Raw genomic sequence first — 20,372 nt, forward strand, 5'->3', positions numbered from 1 at the left:
CGTCAAAAAACCAGGTGCTTTACTACACCAAAGGAAACGAATCTACACAAACGGCTTTTACAAAGTTTGCGGAATTTCTAACGAAAGCAAATGCGTGATGTCATTTGAAACCTCCAGGTCGAATTGCTGGGTATCGTAGGAGTAGTTGATTTTATAGAGACATAGGTTACTGTGTTCATAATCATCCATTTTTACCAATGGCTGATTAAAAAGTGTGGTAAGCAATACCCGCATCGCCCGGCCGTGCATGGCAATAAGGATATTTCTTTCGTGAGGGCGTGATATAATCGTCTCAATCACAGGCAACTGACGTTCCCTCACTTGAACCGGGCTTTCACCTTCCTCAGCAGAAAGCTCTACCTGGCCGCTCCGCCAAGCTGTTACCAATTCGCGGTAGTAATTATTGTCACCGGTATTGGGCTCTCTTCCCTCCCGCACGCCCCAGGAAATTTCATTGAGTCCCGCATAACTTTCGTGCGGTATGCCGAGCTTGATGAACCCGCGAACTGTTTGGTGTGTTCGCTTTAAATCAGAAGTGTAAATTTTATCAAAAGGAACATGTTGATAGGCATTAAAAAAAGCGGCCGCCTGGGCTTCACCCCATTCATTCAACAAGGAATCAACACCGCTTCCCTGAACCACTCCCCTACGATTAAAATCAGTTTCACCGTGGCGAATGAGGTATATGGATTTTCTTTTCAAAGTAAATAGTACTATTTAAATATTAATTTTGCAAATACCTTGTTTTTACTCAATAAAGCCAATACAAATTTATACATTTTTTAGATATGTTCACTAAAACGCCAACGATTGATCAACTTCATGCTTTAAGCCGTAATACCATCGCACATCACCTTGGGATAGAATTCATTGAAATCGGGGCTGACTTTGTAACCGCCCGCATGCCAGTCGACAAACGAACCCATCAACCCTTTGGGATTCTGCATGGCGGTGCCTCCGTTGTGCTTGCCGAAACGTTGGGCAGTATCGCTTCCTTCCTTTGTATATCCGGGGACGACCAGCATGCTGTGGGCCTGGAAGTCAATGCAAATCATTTAAGGCCGGTCAAAGACGGCTTCGTTTATGGGATCGTGAAACCTGTCCATATCGGACGTACCACACATATCTGGGATATTAGAATTACCAATGAACAAGACAAACTTGTTTGCATCAGCAGGTTAACTGTCGCTATTGTGAATGCAAACCGGCAAAACTAATTTGCGGGGAAAATGACCTGCTTTCATCATACTATTTAATCATGCTGTCAGTACAAACCGATTATAAGTTCTCCATTTTCGAGGGCCTGCGGATTCAGGAATTGTGGGAAGCATCCAGGCAACTTGGATTTCCCTCTGCAGTTTGGCGCCTTCCCCATACCAGTGAAATCAGGCTTCTTATCTCAGTTCGCGAGGGCATCCGCAAATGTCAGCCCGACCTTGAAAAACTGTCCCCCGGTTTTGTAATCAGCCCTTTTAATTGGGAAAACGATCAGGATATCTTTTTTCTTGAAGGAGATATTATCCTGACGTTTACCGACGACGAAGCGCTAAGCCATGTTCACAATGCTCCCGGAGAAGAGCATTCAGAGATTAAAAAGCTTGTTACACTTGCCCAAACGATTGGATCGAGAGTCGGTTCTGTGCCTCAGTTCACTGAGCCACCCTCCATTGCCGCATCCAAGAATCAAGATCCCGCGGCAAGATTTAAACGAACCGTGGAGCTGGCAGTAGCAGCTATCAGGCAGCATCAATTTAAGAAGGTAGTTCTATCAAGGACTAAGGAACTCCCCTATTCCGAAAATTTTCAGCCAGTTGAAGCTTTTCAAAAACTTGCAAAGGTGTATCCTCATGCCTTCATATCTCTTGTCAATCTGCCGGACCGTAATGAACTCTGGCTGGGTGCAAGCCCGGAACTACTGGTTCGACAGGATGCTGTCGGCAGGTTTACAACCATGTCACTGGCCGGAACCCAAAGCGCTCGAAACGGTACAGGCGAAGTGATCCCTAAATACGACATCCGCTGGGGCGAAAAAGAAATCGAGGAGCAGGCACTCGTAAGCCGTTACATTGTCGAGTGTTTTAAAAAAATACGGCTTCGCGAATATATCGAGACAGGCCCGAAAACAGTTTTAGCCGGTAATCTCTATCATTTAAGAACAGATTTTGAAGTAGATACCATTGCTCTGAATTTCCCTGAGCTGGCATCGGTTATGCTGAAGCTGCTTCATCCTACCTCTGCTGTTTGCGGCGTCCCTAAGGTCGAAAGCCTGCAATTTCTAACCGAAATCGAGGGGTACGACAGATCATTTTACAGCGGGTTTCTCGGACCGGTCCAGGTTGTCGGCGATACCAGCCTGTCTGTTAATCTGCGTACGGTAAGGTTTAAGGATGGCAATGCCACTCTTTTTGCAGGGGCTGGTATCACCGCGGATTCAATTCCTGAGCGCGAATGGGAAGAAACTGAATTAAAATGTGATACGCTGCTCAATGTTATCGCACATACATTTTAAAAATATTTTTCATTATTAAACTTTTATAGTACAAAAAAGTCTAATCCGTTTAAGATTAATATATAATTTTGAGAATCACTCTAAACAGAATAGAATGATGTTCAAGCACCTAAACCAATCAGTTCAGGAATTTTGCCAACCTTATGAATTCAATCTATAAGTCTGTTCTTCCAGGCATTTTACAAACTACTACCAAGCCCTTTTTTCATTTTCTCATCTCGGGTACGCTCTTCGTTACGCTCTCATGCGGCGAAAAAAAAGACACTTTTGAAAAAAAGGGCGGCGGCCCCACTACGGTTGACGTCATCATAGCCAGGGAACAAAAAGTCAGCGATAAGGTAGAGGTTAATGGAACGATTGTTGCAAACGAATTTGCTGAACTGCGGCCGGAGGTAAGCGGGTTGCTTACATTTCTGGATGTGCCTGAAGGAAAAGTAGTCCAGAAGGGAACAGTCATTGCAAGAGTCAACAATGCGGACCTCCTGGCCCAACTCAACAGGTCCAAAATACAGCTTGACCTTGCCGAAACGACGGAAAAAAGGCTAAAACAGCTTATCGCAATCAACGGCATCAACCAGGCTGATTATGATGTGGCTGTCAATCAAGTCAATACATATAAGGCTGATATGGTTTATACTCAAGCACTTATTGATAAAACAATCGTGAAAGCGCCTTTTACAGGCGTGATTGGTTTGCGTAACGTGAGTGCTGGTTCCTTTGTTTCGCCTAGCAATATCATTGCTACCATGCAACAGCTTTCTAATCTCAGGATCGATTTTACCATTCCGGAAAATTACCAAAAATACGTGTCAAAGGGCGGAAATGTCGAAGTCGTTCTGGATCAAAGCTCTGGCAAAAGGGAGACGGCCAGGATTATTGCCACAGAACCTCAGGTTAACCAGACTACACGCAATATAACGGTCCGGGCGATCCTTAATTCGGGAACGACGAGTCCAGGCTCATTTGCAAAAGTTTATCTGAATTCAACATCCAATAAAAGCAGCATCATGATCCCCACCAACTGCATTATCCCGGAGGCAATGGGGAAAAAAGCAGTAACAGTAAGAAATGGCAAAGCCGTATTTGTGCCTATCGAAACTGGCGACCGAAAAGAAGATGTGGTGGAGGTCACCCAGGGATTATCCGTCGGTGACACTGTTGTTGTCTCTGGCGTATTGTTTGCCCGCCCTGATGCTCCTGTGAAAGTGAGAAGCGTTAAAACCTTGAATATTGCAAAGTAAGTAACGGAGTTACAACGACTATTTCCTTGAAACCTATTCTATGAATATCTCAGAATTATCATTGAAGCGGCCTGTATTGGCGGTGGTCATGAACCTGCTCATCATATTATTTGGTGTGGTGGGATATAACTTTTTGTCGCTCCGTGATTATCCGGCTATTGATCCGCCTGTGGTCAACGTAAGGACGAGTTATACGGGTGCAAATGCGGACATTATCGAAAGTCAGATCACCGAACCGCTCGAAAAAAGCATCAATGGTATTCCAGGTATCAAAAGTATCAGTTCATCCAGTCAGATTGGATCCAGCAACATCACGGTCGAATTTAACCTTGAAGCGGACCTAGAGGGCGCTGCGAATGATGTCCGTGACAAAGTAAGCCAGGCCCAGCGGAACCTTCCACAGGACGTCGACGCGCCGCCGGTTGTAAGTAAAGCCGACGCAAACAGCGACTTTATACTCCTGTTGGCCGTTCAGAGCCCTTCGAAAGGGTTGCTCGAATTGAGCGAATATGCAGAAAACGTTCTTCAGCAAAGCCTTCAGACCATTGATGGTGTCAGTGCCATTAACATTTTTGGTCAGAAGCGGTATGCGATGCGCATATGGCTGGATCCGGACAAAATGAGCGCGTTCAACATTTCCTTCAATGATATTACCTCGACGCTAAGTTCCGAAAACGTCGAGCTTCCCGCTGGAAAAATATACGGCGACAACACCGAGCTGACGATCCGTACAATGGGCCGCCTTACCACTGAGAAAGAATTCAGTGACCTGGTCATCCGAAATGACAGCAGTGGGATTGTGCGCCTCGCGAATGTGGCCAAAGTTGAGCTGGGCCCCGAGAATGAAGAACAGAGCTGGAAATACAATGGAATGTATGCGGTTGGTCTGGCGGTCATACCGCAGCCCGGCGCCAATTATGTTCAAATTTCGGATGAGTTCAACAGACGTCTCGCCGAAATCCAGAAGTCCAACAAATCGGACATTACTTTTAATGTATTGATAGACAATACCAGATTGGTTCGCCAATCGATAGAGGAAGTAGAGGAAACACTTTTCATCGCATTTTCCCTCGTTGTTATTGTTATCTTATTCTTTTTCAGAAGTTTCCTGGTGGCAGTCCGTCCACTTATCGATATACCCATTTCATTGGTAGCGACATTTTTTGTCATGTACCTTTTTGGCTTCTCGATCAACATCTTAACTCTTTTGGGGATCGTACTGGCAACTGGCCTGGTAGTCGACGATGGTATTGTGGTCACCGAAAATATATTCCGAAAGCTGGAAAGCGGCCTTCCAATCCGACAGGCGGCATTGGAAGGAAGCAGAGAAATTTTCTTTGCTGTTATTTCTACGTCCCTTACGCTCGCAGTCGTCTTTTTGCCGGTGATATTCCTGGAAGGTTTCGTAGGGAGCTTGTTCCGCGAATTCGGAATAGTTGTAGCCTCAGCGGTGCTGATTTCGGCTTTCGTGTCACTCACAATCACACCTGTTCTGAACGTGTTCCTAAACCGTAAAAGTGCCGGGCACGGTTGGTTTTACAACAAAACTGAACCATTTTTCACTGGAATGGAAAACGGGTACAACCGAGGTCTTCGTGGTTTTATGAAGGCCCGCTGGGTGGCATGGGTCCTGGTCGTCGCATGTGGTTTTATCATTTGGTATACTTATTCTAATCTTCAGAGCGAATTGGCGCCAATGGAAGACAGAAATAGTATCCGTTTCAATCTGTCCGCACCAGAGGGTACCAGTTTTGATCAGATGCAACGAATTTCCGATCAGCTGACCAATTTTTTAAATGACTCCATCCCGGAAAGGGCATTTACTTTCTCAGCAACCCCAGGTTTTGGAGGCGGTGGGGTGAACAGTGGCACTGCCCGGATAGGGCTGGTACCTGCCGGAGAAAGGAAGAAAAGTCAGAACGATTTGGCACAAGAGATTAATAAAAAGCTTTCCCGGTTCAATGACGCTCGGATTTTTGCAACTCAAGAACAAACCATTGCAGTCGGCCAGGGTTCGAGGGGCGGCTTGCCTGTTCAGTTTGTACTTCAAAATCTTGATTTTGACAAGATCTTCAATGTTTTGCCTAAGTTCCTTGATGAGGCTCGTCAGGACCCGACATTCCAGAATGTGGATGTTAACCTCAAATTCAATAAACCCGAAATAAGGCTCACGATCGATCGCCTTAAAGCACGCGACCTGGGATTGTCGACTACGGACGTTGCAGGCGCAATACAATCTGCATTTAGCGGAAGAAGACTTGCATACTTCATTATGAACGGCCAGCAATATCAGGTCATAGGACAAGTTGAGCGTGACGAGCGAAATAAGCCAGGGGACATTTCGAAACTCTACGTTAGAAACAGCAGGGGCGAAAATATTCCGCTGACCGCTGTTGTCCAAATGAAGGAAGAAAGCGGCCCGCCAACTATTTACCATTTTAACCGCTATAAGAGTGCAACCGTGTCGGCCTCATTGGTGGAGGGAAAAACCATTGGTGACGGAGTAGCGGCCATGAGAAAAATTGCCGCAAAACTGCTCGACGAGTCATTTCAGACCTCGCTCGTCGGCTCCTCGCGTGACTTTGAAGAGAGTTCATCCAACACGAGCTTTGCATTCGGGCTGGCCCTTATGCTTGTTTATTTGGTTTTGGCAGGGCAGTTTGAAAGTTTCACCGATCCCTTTATCATCATGATCACCGTACCACTTGCGTTAGCGGGGGCTTTGCTAAGCTTGTATCTTTTTGGTTTAACGATCAACATCTTCTCGCAAATCGGGATGATCATGCTTATCGGACTGGTAACTAAAAATGGCATCCTGATTGTGGAATTTGCAAACCAGAAGCGCGAACAGGGTATGAGCAGGATGACGGCTGCGGTAGAATCGGCGACGCAGCGTTTGAGACCCATTTTGATGACCAGCCTGGCCACAGCTTTTGGTGCGCTGCCAATCGCATTAAGTTTGGGTGCCGCTGCAACCAGCCGGGTGCCACTCGGAGTCGTTATTGTGGGAGGTTTGATGTTTTCTTTAATCCTGACGCTCTTTGTTATCCCAGCTATTTACACCTTCATTTCACCTAAAAAACATAGAATTACCGAGGAACAGAAAATGGCAGAAGAAATTACCGCTTAGCCAAATCATCTATTCCATCCCTAGGTAAATTGTTAATCAACATTTGTTTTTGCATGAACCCACTCACGATTTTTAACAACAAAAAAAACCTACTATTCCTTTTTTGGCTTTGTGGCGGTAACGCCTTCTGTTTTCAAAGTCCGGACAGTCTCACATTAACTCTGGATGAAGCCATTGCTACGGCATTAAAGAATAGTTATGAAATAGAGATTGCAAAAAATAATGTCGAGGTCAACACTGTTCTGAACAATTATGGTGTGGCAGGCGGGCTTCCGGTAGTCGCCGCAAATGCTTCTAACAATGAGCAGATTACGCAGGTAAACCAAAAACTGAATGACGGAACTGAAATCAACCGGAATGCTGCTGCCGCCAATAACACCCAGCTGAGCCTTTCGGCGGGCCTGCTTCTTTATAATGGAAAGCGTGTGGTTTCTACCAAAAAGCGTCTTGCCGAATTACAATATCAAAGCGTCGAATTACTCAACTCTCAGGTCCAGAACACCATTGCGCTGGTCATGACGAGCTACTATGACGTAGTTCGCCAGCTGAGCTATCTGAATACCGTGCGTACTTCAATCCAGGCTTCTGAAAAAAGACTCGAGATCTTGAAAGTGAGAAAAGAAGCAGGCATGGCCAACAACGCCGATCTTTTCCAGGCCGAAATCGACCTCAATACATTAAACCAGACATGGCAGGATCAAATGATGGTAGCACAAGTGGCTAAAACAGAATTATTGAGGATACTTACCCTTGATCCTAAGTCAGCAGTTACCATCCGGGATACGATCACTGTCGACAATAACCTGAAACTTGAAGATATTCTGGAAAGACTTACGCTCAATGCCGATGTAAAGGCTGCCGACCATCAGATCCGCATCAATGAGCTTATTGTCAGAGAAACAGCAGCTTCAAGGTATCCTACTGTCAGGCTCAATACTGCCTATAATTATTCCCGTAACCAGGCGGCTGCCGGTTTCACATTGCTGAACAGAACCGTTGGGCCACAGGCAGGGTTAACGCTCTCCATACCAATTTACAACGGGTCAGCATTTAAAAGGCAGCAGCAGGCTGCGGAGATCAATACTTCCAGTGCCAAACTGCAAAGGAGCACGATATTAAGGGACTACAATGCCGGAGTGGTCAAAATGTACCAAACCTACCTAAGCTCTCTTCAGCAGCTCGAAACCCAAAAGCAGAACTATGCATTGAGCAAGCAATTGCTTGATCTCACTCTTCAGCGCTTTCAGCTTATTCAGGCGACGATCATTGATGTGCGGGAAGCCCAAAGAAGCTTTGAGGCAGCAGGTTACCGGATGATCAATCTGAACTATGCAGCCAAGGCGGCAGAGATTGAATTGAAAAGGCTCAGCAATACGCTTCAGTAAGTTCAGAGCCTTCCAGATACTAACGCTGACCTCCACCAGTCAGCGTTTTTCATTTTGAGTCGGGCCAAATTCCACTATGTTAACCAGGAGCGATTCTCCATGTTAAACCATTACCTTTGCAAACAACCATAGTTAGTTTAGCATGCTTTTTATAGGAAAATATAATTACCTGACCATCGAGCGGGTGACCAGTGTGGGAATGTTTTTGAGTGATGTGGAGGGGGAAGAGGTTCTCCTGCCCAACCAATACCTCACCGATGACATGCAGGTTGGCGAGAATATCAAGGTCTTTGTTTACCTCGATTCCGAAGATCGCCCGGTAGCCACTACGGAAACGCCCAAAATTATTCGCAACGAGTTTGCATTCCTGGAAGTAAAAGATGTTTCAGAATATGGTGCTTTTATGGATTGGGGCTTAATCAAAGATCTTTTTGTTCCTTTTCGCGAGCAAACCAAGCCCATGGAAATTGGAGAATGGTATGTTGTGTTCCTGTACCTGGATCAAAAATCATCCCGTTTGCTGGCTTCAACCAAAATCGATAAGTTCCTGGATAACGAGCGCCTGACAGTGAAAGAAGGCGACGAAGTAGATCTTTTGATCTGGCAGAAAACGGATCTCGGGTTCAACGCAATTGTAAACCAATATCACAAGGGTCTTATTTATGCCAATGAAGTTTTCCGCGATCTCAAACCCGGGGATTCGGTAAAAGGTTATATCAAAAAAATCCGCGAGGATAACCGGCTGGATATCAGCTTACAAAAAGCAGGAGTAGATATCATTGAACCGACTGGAAAACAGATCATGGCAGAACTCAAAAAAGGTAACGGATTTTTAAACCTTTCCGACCATAGTTCTCCTGAGGAGATTTATAAGCGACTTCAAATCAGCAAGAAAATATTCAAAAAAGCCATCGGTGGCCTTTACAAGCAGGGGCTTATCAAGATTGCCACCGATGGGATTTATCTGGTTGGGGAGGATTGAACCTTTAAAAAACTCAGAGAAACCGTTGAATAATTTACCAATAGTATACTAAAATAGTTTATTATGCGGTGGAATTAGTCAAACGGCGCAATGAAAGACAAAAAAGTCTTTTTTAATCTTCAGATATGTCGCGGAATAGCGGCTCTAATGGTAGTCCTCGCACATACCAACCTAATTGACAAAAACTTGTTTGCAGGTTTCTTGACTATTGGATGGATTGGTGTAGACTTCTTCTTCGTACTTAGCGGATTTATAATTTACTACGTAAATTATAACTACCTGGGTCAACCCTCAAAATTCCCCAATTATTTATATAAAAGATTAGTCAGGATATTTCCGATCTATTGGCTTTATTCTTTCCTTATCATTGTAATAAATATTATCAAAACCAGATTGACTGGGAACCCTCTCATTACCTGGATTAATTTAGACACAATTGGCATTATTAAGTCCTTTTTCTTGTACCCGACAAACGTCGCGGCAAATGAGATGCCCATTCTTCCAGTTGCGTGGACGCTGAGCTTTGAGCTCTTTTTCTACATACTTTTTGGATTAGGAATACTTACCCAGAAAAAAATCCTCGTCTGTATCGCAGTCATCTGGTTCATCGGAATTACGGTCACCGAATTGATGAATGGAAGATTTTTTGATGACAATCCATTCCTAACCACAGTGTTTCATTCCAAGAACCTTGAGTTTTTATACGGATGCGTAATTGCGGAATTGGCCATCCGCGGTTACTTGATTAAAAATAAAGCATTTGCCCTCGTTCTGCTGTTCCTAGGAATTAGTGCGATCCTTATTTCCTGGATAAATGAAGGATCGGGCCTGGCCTGGTATCCCAAAATGGATAGCCTGAATTTTGGAATACCCTATGCCCTGATTATTTATGCCTTAGTATCTATTGAGACATCCCAGTTGAAAAGTGCATTCAAGGAATTTCTGGTATACCTCGGAGACGCATCTTATTCCATTTATCTTACTCATTACCCCGGAATAGCGCTAACCAAAAATATTGCACATAAGGTTTTCCACAATGGTTATATTGAATTTACCATAATCGCCGTGCTTTTAACTTTTTTTGGTTGCCTAAGCTACACCTTTGTTGAGAAACCCCTTTTCAATTGGATTAATAATAGTCGAAAAACACAACTGGCGGTGAAAGGGGTATAGTGGGACCTATATTTTTAATTCAAGTTACTAAATGAAAAAGTACTTTGTCATTTGCTCATTTGTCATAAATTTCCTTACACTTTGCACTGCACTCTTTTATCTATATCGGAAAAGAGAGCCTCTGATTGAGAAGAAGGTGGATAAGAAAGGTATCGCCACCATCGTGATGCTTGGAGATTCTCATATGCAAAACGGCAAATGGAATTGGCTGCTCGGCAGATATGATGTTAAAACAGTTGCTTATGGTGGCTTCACATCTGAGCAAGTGACCCTGCTTTTGCCGATTGTTTTGAAATATAAACCGAAATGCTGTTTTATACTGTGTGGGGTAAATGATATCGGAAAACGATGTTACCAGGCGGGCAATATCACTCAGAATTTCAAGTTAATGGCCGATACTTTACGAAAACATAACATTATTCCGGTTTTCGAATCGCCATTTTACCAATATAAAAACCCTAAACTGAACCTCAGTATTGATTCGATTAGAAGCAATGTTGAGCTGCTTTGCAAGCAGGAGCATCTGGATCACATTGACTTAAAACCATTGCTTACAAACGGGAAAGAGCTGAGAAAAGAGCTTCAGATAGACAACGTGCATTTAAATGACGATGGTTATCATATCTGGGCGAAAAAACTCAGCTCATTCCTGAAAGAAAAAAATATCTGATACCGGTATTATTGATCTGCCTAAGATATGGAATCTACTTCTTCCCGTACTTCTCCTTATACTTTTCGTAAAGCCGCTTCTGTTTATCGTCGAGATTCACTTTGGACCCTTTGATATACACCATAGAAATCACATTTCCCCTCATATCAAGTATATCGCCGTCGGCCACAAGCAAGGAGGCGTGCTTGCCTTTTTCCAATGTACCCACATGGCGTTCTGCACCGATGATTTCAGCGGCATTTTTAGTAATGAACTGCAATGCGTCCTCCGAACTTATGTCGCCAAAGCCAGAAGATGTGCCAGCCAGAAAGGCCAGATTTCTTGTCCTCCACCATTCGTCTGCATAAGTAACAGCCACTTTAACGCCCGCTTTATGCAACAATCCTGGAAGTTCGTAGGGAAGATATACGTTTTCGTCTACTCTGTCGGGCAAGCGGTGCGTGGGATTGAGGATTACCGGTACCTGGTTTTCTTTCAGGAATGCGGCAACTTTTAAAGATTCGTTACCTCCAACAATGACCAATTTACTAATGCCCAATTCCTTCGTGAGCTTGACAACCTCAACAATATCTTTCGCATACTCGGCCCGGACATACAGATTAGCCGATCCATCGAAAAGTGGCTTCATCGCCTCCATGCGAAGATTCACAGGATTGGGTGCAGCAATTTCAGCATATCCTTTGGCCTCGGAAAATGTAGACCGGATCATGTCAATCGCTTCCTGGCGTTTTTCATTTCGCTTGACGGAAACTGTAAAATCCTCATTGTTGAAACTGCTGGCAAGGAATGGTGGCCAGTTGAGCCATATGCCATCGTCCTTTTTCAAAACCGCATCCTCCCAGTTCCAGCCATCGCTATAAAACACCGAAGAGGATCCCGACACGAGTCCACCCTGCGGGACCGCCTGCGAAACCAAAATGCCGTTACCTCTTAAGGTAGGAATTACCTCTGAATCAGTATTATACGCGACCAATGCCCTGACATGCGGGTTTATGTCACCTATTTCAAAGAAGTCCAGTGTAGCCCGCACAGAAGCTATTTCCTGCAATCCAACGGTTGTGTTCAGGGAAATAATCCCAGGATAAATGTGCTTCCCTTTGACATCCACAGTTTCTGTCCCTGCGGGATTAGTGACTGCCCCGGCAGCGCCGACTTGCGTGATGATTCCTTTGTCGAAAACGATTGTACCGTTTTGGATCACCTGCCCGTTGCCCACGTGGATTGTAGCGCCCGTGAGCATCACGGGCTTGCTTTGCGGCAGAGATGGAGCCGGATTTTGTGCATTGCTTTGCAATGCTAATCCCAATAATAGCGCGGCAGCCAAAGGGCGGAGTATTTTTGTATCGATCATGATTCAAAAGTTAAAATCTGAGAAATGGGTAATTACCTGGACTCACGAAGTTCTTCGTTGATATCGGCAACGTCCTCGCAATGCCACATCTTAGGTTGTGTGGCTTCCGGCTTTTGAGTCGGCTTACCATCTGTCTTTTCACCGATCATTTTCTGGATCAGCCGCTCCCTTTCCACCAGCATGCTTTTTTGCTTCTCCTCATCCTTTTTCCTGTCAAAATACGTGGCCCCGTCAATCATTGTGAAATCGGGGCGCGCATAAACGGAGAGCGGATGCGCATTCCAAAGTACCAGGTCTGCGTCTTTTCCTATTTTGATGCTACCCATTCTGTGATCGAGATGCAATAGCTTAGCAGGGTTTAAGGTGACCATTTTCCAGGCTTCCTCCTCCGGTACTCCTCCGTATTCCACAGTCTTAGCCGCTTCTTGGTTCAATCTCCTGGCCATTTCGGCGTCATCCGAGTTGATCGCCACGGTTACTCCTTCGTGGTACATCAAGGCCGCATTGTAAGGAATTGCTTCTTTTACTTCCATTTTATATGCCCACCAATCTGCGAAAGTAGAACCTCCAATGCCACGCTTGGCCATCCCGTCGGCGAGTTTATATCCTTCGAGGATGTGGGTAAAGGTGTTTATCTTAAATTTCAGCGAATCGGCTACGTGCATCAGCATATTGATCTCTGACTGAACGTAGGAATGACAGGTGATATACCTTTCGTTTGCCAGAATCTCGGCCAGCGCGTCCAGCTCAATATCTCGCCGGGGAGCAGCTATTGATTGCTTTTTAGCATTTGCATTGTAGTTTTTCCAGCCATTTGCATATTCTTTCGCCCGAATGAAATGGTCGAAGTATACCTGCTCCACCCCCATTCTGGTCTGCGGAAAGCGAACTCGGGCTACGTCTCCCCAGTTGGACTGCTTCACATTTTCACCCAGTGCAAATTTGATCGTTTTCACATCTGCCAAAAGCATTTCTGACTGGCCGGCACCCCATTTCAGCTTGATCATAGCACTTTGGCCCCCAATTGAATTGGCCGATCCATGCAACAATTGGGAGGCAGTGACCCCGCCGGCGAGCTGACGGTAAATGTTAATGTCATCAGGGTTGATCACGTCGCTCATCCTTACCTCTGCAGAGCTGGTTTGCCCTCCTTCGTTGATTGTAAAGAGGGCAATATGTGAGTGTTCATCAATAATGCCGCTGGTTAGGTGCTTTCCGGTACCATCAATAGTTTTTGCTCCGGAAGGGGCGGTAAGCGCCTTTCCGACTTTTGAGATCTTCCCATTCTGTACTACGACGTCGGCATTTTGCAGGATACCTTCCTTTTCGTTCGTCCAGACTGTGGCATTTTTGATAAGGACCGTTTCGGTTTTCGGCAGTTCTTCATTTCCAAAACCTACAAATGGATAAACTATAGGGCCTGTTTCTTTTGGTTTCGCTACTGTTGAATCCTTTACGCTGGCTTGCTGGTATTTTTCTGTAAGCGTTGCTGCCCAGGGAATAACGTTTCCGTCGGGCATTACCCCCTCGCCCGCCAGTCCATTGCCGGTTATCCAACCGGTAAGACGGATCATTCCCGGTAGTTTTCGGTCAGGCTGGTAAGTCAGCGTTAATAACTCATTGGAAAGGGTTGTTTTAGGCGTTACCTTAATGCTATCCTGGATCAATATCTTATATTCAGGCTTTTCAGGTGATCCGGTGATCTGCAATTTTCCGGTCGGCTGGCTGTTCAACAACAGTGAATAAGTCCCTCTGATGTCCGGTGCATTCAGCGGTGCAACTATGAATTTTTTGCCTTGTACCCAGTTTTCATAAATGATGTTATCCTTGCCAAACAACTCTCCGGAGGTAATGATAAAATTGGCAAGCAATCCCGGTTTGAGGCTTCCTATCTGTCCGTCCGCTTTGATCAGACTGGCGGGAAGTGTAGTTAATGCTTCAAGTGCTTTTTCTTTTGGTAATCCGTATTCGACGGCTGTTTTGATATTTTTCCAAAAATCAGCTTTGTTTTTTAGCCCTGCCGTTGTAAATGCAAAAGGGATGTTTGCTTTGGCCACCTCAGAGGCATTTTTAGGTGCGAGTTCCCAGTGTTTCAGCTGCGCCATACTCACCACATCCGCGTCCCAGGGATCCGTTACATCATAAGCATCCGGAAATTGGAGTGGCAATATCAGGGCTGCTTTGGTGGCTTTTACTTCTTTGATCCGCTGGTACTCGTCGCCGCCGCCGCGAATAATGTACTGAATGCCAAACTCATCCCCCACCTTATCAGCTCGCAAGATGCTGTATTTATCGTTGGCTTCAAAAAAGGATGGCAATACTTTAATCTGATTAAATGCATCGAGGGACAAATTGGCTTCTCTGGTTTTCTCTTTTGAGTACCAGTCGGCATCGTAATAATTTTGCCTCAGTAAGGCCACAACCCCCATCGTGGAAGAAGGATATGTTTGAGAGGAAGTCCCCTTGCTGAATGAAAAATGCGCGGAAGCCTTTCTGTTTAACAAGGCCTTATTGGCCGATTCGTCGGTTAGCGTTACCAATGCCCCGTTTCCTCTTACAATCCCATCATGGGCGTGAACCAATACGGCACCAAAACCTATTTTCCTTAAATCTCCTGCCTTTTTCGTGTCCGGCGTAAATAACAAGCTGGCGTCCACTTCTGGCTGCACAGCTTGGTTCCAACCAAATGCCCCTTTCTTATTTGATTCAATCTGAGGGGTTTGCCTTCCACCTCCCTGCCTTTCTCGCTTCACCTCCGGCATGCCATAATCGGAGTCCAGGTCAATCAGGGACGGATAAATGAACTTGCCTTTCAAGTCCACAACAATTGTCCCGGCAGGTATCCTGATCTGCTTGCTGACTTCCCTGATGGTTCCGTTTTCAATCAGCATTGACCCATTCACGATCGTTGTTTTTGAATCGACCACAATGGTGGCATTCGTGAAAGCATATCTTCCAGGTCGTTCGTCGTAAGCTCCGTTTCTGGGAAAGGTTTCCTGGGCGTGACAGCATATCCCGAAGGTCAGACCAGCTAGTATGGTTGATAATTGTTTAAACATATATTGTTATTTTAATTATAATTCTACCTTACAATATACAAGTAAAATCAAAAAGTCAAAGTTACCCGGGAAGATTCACAGGAAGTTGCAATTACCTCGCTGAATTTTTATGTCGAAGTGATATTTTAGCAATCCTGTAACCACTTTCGCAATACTAATCATTTACTTAGACCTCTATGACTTACCAACAATTTGAAGAATCTCTCGTCCTTCCATCACCGCCAAACGGCATTTCCGCTTTACTTGAAGCTCTTTGGTATGATGCAAAGGGTAACTGGGAGGCAGCCCACAACATCGCCCAAAGCAGCGAAGGGACACGATCTTATGATCATTTGCACGCTTATCTTCATCGCGTGGAAGGGGACACCTGGAATGCCGGCTATTGGTACAGAAGAGCTGGAAAAGAGGTATTTAAAGGCACTTTGAAAGAAGAATGGGAGAATTTGGTACGTTCATTCCTTTAAAATATATAAGGCTTTTAGCTTATATTAAATTCATATAAGGTAAAAACCTTATATTTACCAACTATAAGGTAAAAAGCTTATATAACTCTTATGAAAAAGTACCCTGCGGTAATCACGGCTGACATGGTCAACTCAACGCAATTTTCAAGAGCAGAAACAGCAAAATGGCTTGAAGAGCTGCTGGTTATGCTTCGTCAGAATTCTTCTTTTCACTGGGCACTGATGCCTGAGATATACCGGGGAGACAGTTTTCAAGGCGTTTTAAAAAATGCATCTGAATCCATGGAAGTAGCTATTCTGGCAAGGGCTGCCATGCGGGCGCATTCACCCAATACTGATTTGCGTATCGCCATTGGAATAGGAAAAACTGAGCTTCTTACCGACCGGGCAGGAACATCCGATGGAGAGGCATTCCGCTTATCGGGTCATTTGGCAGACAATATCCGTAAGCAAAAAGCGCGTATCGGCATTGCTTTGCCCTCTGCCTCAGAGCCTCTGAGTGCCACATTGGACCTTCTGGAAACATTAATTGAAAATTGGACAACAGCGCAAAGTGAGGTAATCGTGGCTTTGCTTCACAACAACAATGTCACCCAGATCGCCGAGAAATTTTCCATTAGCCAGTCAGCAGCCAGCCAGCGGATCGCGGCTTCGAAATGGTGGGCCATTGAAAGATTTCTTGCTACCTTTCCAAAGCATTTAGCCCTATACACAAAACACTAATTCCTTATGACTGAATTCCTGCTCCTCCTGGTGGCACACATACTTGTCGATTTCTACTGGCAACCGACCTCCTGGGTGAATGACAAAAAGCAAAGGTCGTTTAAGTCCAAATACCTGTATTTCCACATCTTTCTCATCATTTTAGCCTCCTATTTAGCCCTTGGAAAATGGGATAACCCCGGGCCTGCTATCGCGCTGGGTGCTATTCATGGCATCACTGATCTCATCAAAATCAGCTTAGATAAAAAAAGCACACTTTCCTGGTTTTTAGCAGATCAGGCAGCGCATCTGGCAACTATTGCCTTAACAGCACTGATCATCACCCACCATTTACCGTTCGGTATTGAATGGTTCAAAACCTGGCTCTATACTCCAAAAACACTAGCAATACTCTCAGGAGCGCTATTAACGCTCTCTCCTACTTCATTTTTTGTAGGTATACTAACTCGCCCGTGGCGGGAAGAACTGGCCAGGCTGGCGCCAGACGCAAACGATAACTTAGCCAATGCCGGACGCTGGATTGGGATGTCCGAAAGGCTCCTCATTTTTGTATTCGTACTTGTCAGCCAATTCTCCGCCATCGGTTTTTTGATAGCCGCCAAATCATTACTGAGATACAATGACAAAACTGCCTCAGGAGACATTTCCCCGGCTTACATCAGCAAAAAATCCGAATATGTGCTGGTAGGAACGCTCATGAGCTATACCTGCGCCATCGCAGTCGCATTGATGGTAAAAATGTTTTATTAAAAGGTAAAACACATTAAACCCTCACGCGATTATCGACTCTAATCCTGGTATCTAAACTTTGTAACCATGAAGAAAACACTGTTTGCCTTCTTATTGGCATTCGCGAGTATAACGGCCTTTGCGCAACGCGGAGATTCCAATATGACACCGGAGGCCAGGGCCGAAAATCAAACAAAACAACTTACCGAAACTTTAAAACTTTCGGATGACCAGCAGAAGCAGGTTTACACATTAAGCCTGGCGCGCGCAAAGAAAATGCAGGAACTTCGGGACTCTCAAACCCAGGACCGTTCTCAAATGAGAGCTTCTATGGAGACTTTTAACACCGACCTCGCAAAAATACTTACCGTCGAACAGCAGGAAAAATACAAAACCATGCTGGAAGACCGTCGCAACAACCGTGGCGGCGGCGGCGGTGGGGCTAGAAATTAAGCCAGCAAAACTTAAATCCATAAAAAAGAGTGGCCGACAATATGATCAGCCACTCCTTTTTATATGCAGCTATCCAATCACTATTTAGATAGCCATTTCAGTTTTAAATTCAGAGGTAAAGTGAAAATGAATAGCGGGGTTATTTTCACGGTTCATCCTGATCATCCATTCAGATTCCGCGAGAAATACCGGATTACGGTCCTTGTCATAAGCGATCTGGTTTCCCTTTAGTCTAATAAACTGGTCCATGGCCGCTTTTTCATCTGACGTAAGCCAGCAGGCACGCGAAATATTCATCGGTACCCAGCGACATTTTGCCCCGTACTCATGCTCCAACCGGTATTGGATTACGTCAAATTGAAGTTCTCCAACCGTTCCAACAACCTTGCGGTTACCCAGGTCCAATGTAAACAACTGGGCAACCCCTTCATCTGTCAACTGCTGGATACCTTTTTCTAATTGCTTGGATTTCATAGGATCCATATTGATGAGTTCTTTGAAAATCTCAGGTGAAAAGCTTGGGATACCTGAAAATTGGAGGTTTTCACCCTCTGTCAACGTATCCCCGATTTTGAAATTACCTGTATCATAAAGACCTACCACATCCCCTGGGAAACCTTCGTCCATCACACTTTTATCGGATGCCATAAAGGTAAAGGGACTTGAAAACCGTAGTTCTTTGCCAAGCCTGACATGCTTGTAAAACTTGCCTCTTTCGAACTTACCCGAACAGATCCTCAGAAAAGCGATCCTGTCCCTGTGCCTGGGATCCAGGTTCGCGTGGATCTTGAATATAAAACCTGTGAACTTAGGCTCTGTTGGCTCCACTTCCCTTACATCCGTAGGCCTTGGTTGCGGAATGGGTGAAATTTCACAAAACGTGTCCAGCAACTCTTTGATGCCGAAGTTATTGATTGCGCTCCCGAAAAATACCGGTGCAAGCTGGCCTTTCTGATAGGCCTCCTCTGAGAAAACGTCGTATACACCTTCAACAAGTTCTACATCCTCGGTAAGCTGCTCCGCGTCTTTCGCACCAACCAGATCGGCCAGTTTTTCATCGTCCAGGCTTACTTTGGCAACGTCATTTTCAATTTTGGTTTTGTTGATTTTAAAGAAATACAGCATTTGCTCATAAAGGCTGTAAACACCTTTAAAATTGGCGCCCATATTGATCGGCCAGGTCAACGGTCGAACTCGAATGTTGAGTTTGTTTTCAAGTTCGTCCAGCAATTCAAAAGGATTCTGCCCCTCTCTGTCAAGTTTATTGATAAAAATAATCACTGGTGTATTGCGCATCCGGCAGACCTCCATCAATCGTTCTGTCTGTTCCTCAACTCCTTTCACACAATCCACCACAAGGATTACACTATCCACAGCGGTAAGGGTTCTATAGGTATCCTCTGCGAAGTCCTTGTGACCAGGCGTATCCAGGATGTTGATTAGCAAGTCTTTATACTCAAAAGTCATAACGGAGGTAGCCACCGAAATTCCCCTTTGCTTTTCAATTTCCATGAAATCGGAGGTAGCGGTCTTTTTGATCTTATTGGATTTTACCGCTCCGGCCGTCTGAATAGCGCCACCAAAAAGCAGCAGCTTTTCAGTCAATGTTGTTTTCCCGGCATCCGGGTGACTGATGATCGCAAATGTGCGGCGCTTTTTTATTTCTTGTATATTACTCATAAACGATTGATGTACAGTATCCGCTTATCATACGACCAAATGCTTAAGATCTTTATATTGAAAGACTTATAACAGCCGCCATTTTAAACACGGAAATTTCAAAATTTGTACAAAGATAAGAATAAACAAAAACCGTCCCTAACCGGGACGGTTCAAAGTTATGTCTGCTGAAAGACTAGCTCTCAATAATAGGAATGCTTATAATCCTCCACAGAAGTAAGGATTACCTCGTGTGCCTCTTCCTTGCCATACACATTGGTAATTTCGATTTTCGCCTTTTCGCCTGGCAAATTCTTGTAAGTCAGAAAGTAATGTTTCAGACGCTCCACGATTCCATCGGGCAGTTCGCTGATGTCGGAGAATCCTCCGTACACTTCGTCCCCTTTCAAAACCGAGATGATCTTATCATCAGCCTCGCCACCGTCCAGCAGACGGATCCCGCCTATGGGTTTCGCCTCGCAGATAATATTGCCATGAGAAATGATTTTTTCACATAAAACGATGATATCCAGTGGATCACCGTCGCCTTCTGTTACTTCGCGCCCGGAACGTTCCCTTGCAAGTTTTGCAATTTTCTCAGCACAATAAGTCTTTGGTATAAATCCGTAAAGGGCAGGGACAATGTTCGAATATTTCTGAGGCCGGTCAATTTTCAGGTAACCGGTAACCTTGTCAATCTCGTATTTAACTGTGTCGGTCGGAACAATCTCAATAAAGGCGGTTACTAGTTCAGGTGCACTGTCTCCCATTGGAATTCCGTGCCAGGGGTGTGCTTTGTGTACGTTTGCGATCATTATTTGTGTAATAGATAATAACTTAATTT

General features: G+C 44.9%; 17 protein-coding genes. 12 read left to right on the plus strand and 5 right to left on the minus strand.

Translation table 11 applies throughout. The annotated features are described in order from the left end of the window. Window positions 1-57 precede the first annotated feature (57 nt). Entirely contained in the window at window positions 58-702 is a 645-nt protein-coding gene (locus AC1XUF_RS29060) for a histidine phosphatase family protein (RefSeq protein ID WP_483345377.1), read from the minus strand. An 86-nt stretch (window positions 703-788) separates the two neighbouring features. Here AC1XUF_RS29060 and AC1XUF_RS29065 point away from each other — a divergent pair, with 86 nt between their 5' ends. From AC1XUF_RS29065 to AC1XUF_RS29100, 8 genes are all read left to right on the plus strand, one after another. Next, on the plus strand, window positions 789-1,217 hold the full coding sequence (locus AC1XUF_RS29065; protein ID WP_483345378.1) for a hotdog fold thioesterase: 429 nt from the start codon (window positions 789-791) through the stop codon (window positions 1,215-1,217). A gap of 41 nt (window positions 1,218-1,258) precedes the next feature. After that, on the plus strand, window positions 1,259-2,509 hold the full coding sequence (locus tag AC1XUF_RS29070) for a chorismate-binding protein (RefSeq protein ID WP_483345379.1): 1,251 nt from the start codon (window positions 1,259-1,261) through the stop codon (window positions 2,507-2,509). Between the two features lie 143 nt (window positions 2,510-2,652). Continuing rightward, window positions 2,653-3,750 (plus strand): efflux RND transporter periplasmic adaptor subunit, encoded by a 1,098-nt coding sequence (locus tag AC1XUF_RS29075; RefSeq protein WP_483345380.1) that lies wholly within the window; start codon window positions 2,653-2,655, stop codon window positions 3,748-3,750. A 40-nt stretch (window positions 3,751-3,790) separates the two neighbouring features. Further along, window positions 3,791-6,880, plus strand: a complete 3,090-nt coding sequence (locus tag AC1XUF_RS29080) for an efflux RND transporter permease subunit (RefSeq protein WP_483345381.1) — start codon at window positions 3,791-3,793, stop codon at window positions 6,878-6,880. A gap of 53 nt (window positions 6,881-6,933) precedes the next feature. Next, entirely contained in the window at window positions 6,934-8,265 is a 1,332-nt protein-coding gene (locus tag AC1XUF_RS29085; RefSeq protein WP_483345382.1) for a TolC family protein, read from the plus strand. 142 nt (window positions 8,266-8,407) lie between these two features. Further along, window positions 8,408-9,247, plus strand: a complete 840-nt coding sequence (locus AC1XUF_RS29090; protein WP_483345383.1) for a CvfB family protein — start codon at window positions 8,408-8,410, stop codon at window positions 9,245-9,247. Between the two features lie 90 nt (window positions 9,248-9,337). Then, complete coding sequence (locus tag AC1XUF_RS29095) at window positions 9,338-10,420, plus strand: acyltransferase family protein (protein WP_483345384.1); 1,083 nt, start codon at window positions 9,338-9,340, stop codon at window positions 10,418-10,420. A gap of 31 nt (window positions 10,421-10,451) precedes the next feature. Then, window positions 10,452-11,090 (plus strand): SGNH/GDSL hydrolase family protein, encoded by a 639-nt coding sequence (locus tag AC1XUF_RS29100; RefSeq protein ID WP_483345385.1) that lies wholly within the window; start codon window positions 10,452-10,454, stop codon window positions 11,088-11,090. Between the two features lie 34 nt (window positions 11,091-11,124). On the opposite strand, the gene AC1XUF_RS29105 is transcribed toward AC1XUF_RS29100, so the two are convergent. Next, window positions 11,125-12,441, minus strand: coding sequence for an amidohydrolase family protein (locus tag AC1XUF_RS29105; protein ID WP_483345386.1), 1,317 nt, complete (start codon window positions 12,439-12,441; stop codon window positions 11,125-11,127). A 32-nt stretch (window positions 12,442-12,473) separates the two neighbouring features. Beyond that, entirely contained in the window at window positions 12,474-15,500 is a 3,027-nt protein-coding gene (locus AC1XUF_RS29110) for an amidohydrolase family protein (protein WP_483345387.1), read from the minus strand. Between the two features lie 176 nt (window positions 15,501-15,676). Here AC1XUF_RS29110 and AC1XUF_RS29115 point away from each other — a divergent pair, with 176 nt between their 5' ends. From AC1XUF_RS29115 to AC1XUF_RS29130, 4 genes are all read left to right on the plus strand, one after another. Then, window positions 15,677-15,964, plus strand: a complete 288-nt coding sequence (locus AC1XUF_RS29115) for a hypothetical protein (protein ID WP_483345388.1) — start codon at window positions 15,677-15,679, stop codon at window positions 15,962-15,964. A 90-nt stretch (window positions 15,965-16,054) separates the two neighbouring features. Further along, window positions 16,055-16,687 (plus strand): SatD family protein, encoded by a 633-nt coding sequence (locus tag AC1XUF_RS29120; RefSeq protein ID WP_483345389.1) that lies wholly within the window; start codon window positions 16,055-16,057, stop codon window positions 16,685-16,687. A 6-nt stretch (window positions 16,688-16,693) separates the two neighbouring features. Then, window positions 16,694-17,437 (plus strand): DUF3307 domain-containing protein, encoded by a 744-nt coding sequence (locus tag AC1XUF_RS29125; RefSeq protein WP_483345390.1) that lies wholly within the window; start codon window positions 16,694-16,696, stop codon window positions 17,435-17,437. Window positions 17,438-17,503: 66 nt separating this feature from the next. Further along, complete coding sequence (locus AC1XUF_RS29130; RefSeq protein WP_483345391.1) at window positions 17,504-17,869, plus strand: hypothetical protein; 366 nt, start codon at window positions 17,504-17,506, stop codon at window positions 17,867-17,869. An 84-nt stretch (window positions 17,870-17,953) separates the two neighbouring features. On the opposite strand, the gene AC1XUF_RS29135 is transcribed toward AC1XUF_RS29130, so the two are convergent. Both AC1XUF_RS29135 and AC1XUF_RS29140 read right to left on the minus strand, forming a co-directional pair. Continuing rightward, on the minus strand, window positions 17,954-19,549 hold the full coding sequence (locus AC1XUF_RS29135) for a peptide chain release factor 3 (RefSeq protein ID WP_483345392.1): 1,596 nt from the start codon (window positions 19,547-19,549) through the stop codon (window positions 17,954-17,956). A gap of 182 nt (window positions 19,550-19,731) precedes the next feature. Next, complete coding sequence (locus AC1XUF_RS29140) at window positions 19,732-20,343, minus strand: inorganic pyrophosphatase (RefSeq protein ID WP_483345393.1); 612 nt, start codon at window positions 20,341-20,343, stop codon at window positions 19,732-19,734. Between the last annotated feature and the right edge of the window lie 29 nt (window positions 20,344-20,372).

This window comes from Dyadobacter sp. HNCC25DJ185 (assembly GCF_056895195.1).

What these genes read in the sequence shown, in the direction of transcription:
- AC1XUF_RS29065 (WP_483345378.1), top strand. Translation starts at nt 789, where the DNA reads ATGTTCACTAAAACGCCAACGATTGATCAACTTCATGCTTTAAGCCGT.
- AC1XUF_RS29070 (WP_483345379.1), top strand. Translation starts at nt 1,259, where the DNA reads ATGCTGTCAGTACAAACCGATTATAAGTTCTCCATTTTCGAGGGCCTG.
- AC1XUF_RS29075 (WP_483345380.1), top strand. Translation starts at nt 2,653, where the DNA reads ATGAATTCAATCTATAAGTCTGTTCTTCCAGGCATTTTACAAACTACT.
- AC1XUF_RS29080 (WP_483345381.1), top strand. Translation starts at nt 3,791, where the DNA reads ATGAATATCTCAGAATTATCATTGAAGCGGCCTGTATTGGCGGTGGTC.
- AC1XUF_RS29085 (WP_483345382.1), top strand. Translation starts at nt 6,934, where the DNA reads ATGAACCCACTCACGATTTTTAACAACAAAAAAAACCTACTATTCCTT.
- AC1XUF_RS29090 (WP_483345383.1), top strand. Translation starts at nt 8,408, where the DNA reads ATGCTTTTTATAGGAAAATATAATTACCTGACCATCGAGCGGGTGACC.
- AC1XUF_RS29095 (WP_483345384.1), top strand. Translation starts at nt 9,338, where the DNA reads ATGAAAGACAAAAAAGTCTTTTTTAATCTTCAGATATGTCGCGGAATA.
- AC1XUF_RS29100 (WP_483345385.1), top strand. Translation starts at nt 10,452, where the DNA reads ATGAAAAAGTACTTTGTCATTTGCTCATTTGTCATAAATTTCCTTACA.
- AC1XUF_RS29105 (WP_483345386.1), bottom strand. Translation starts at nt 12,441, where the DNA reads ATGATCGATACAAAAATACTCCGCCCTTTGGCTGCCGCGCTATTATTG.
- AC1XUF_RS29110 (WP_483345387.1), bottom strand. Translation starts at nt 15,500, where the DNA reads ATGTTTAAACAATTATCAACCATACTAGCTGGTCTGACCTTCGGGATA.
- AC1XUF_RS29115 (WP_483345388.1), top strand. Translation starts at nt 15,677, where the DNA reads ATGACTTACCAACAATTTGAAGAATCTCTCGTCCTTCCATCACCGCCA.
- AC1XUF_RS29120 (WP_483345389.1), top strand. Translation starts at nt 16,055, where the DNA reads ATGAAAAAGTACCCTGCGGTAATCACGGCTGACATGGTCAACTCAACG.
- AC1XUF_RS29125 (WP_483345390.1), top strand. Translation starts at nt 16,694, where the DNA reads ATGACTGAATTCCTGCTCCTCCTGGTGGCACACATACTTGTCGATTTC.
- AC1XUF_RS29130 (WP_483345391.1), top strand. Translation starts at nt 17,504, where the DNA reads ATGAAGAAAACACTGTTTGCCTTCTTATTGGCATTCGCGAGTATAACG.
- AC1XUF_RS29135 (WP_483345392.1), bottom strand. Translation starts at nt 19,549, where the DNA reads ATGAGTAATATACAAGAAATAAAAAAGCGCCGCACATTTGCGATCATC.
- AC1XUF_RS29140 (WP_483345393.1), bottom strand. Translation starts at nt 20,343, where the DNA reads ATGATCGCAAACGTACACAAAGCACACCCCTGGCACGGAATTCCAATG.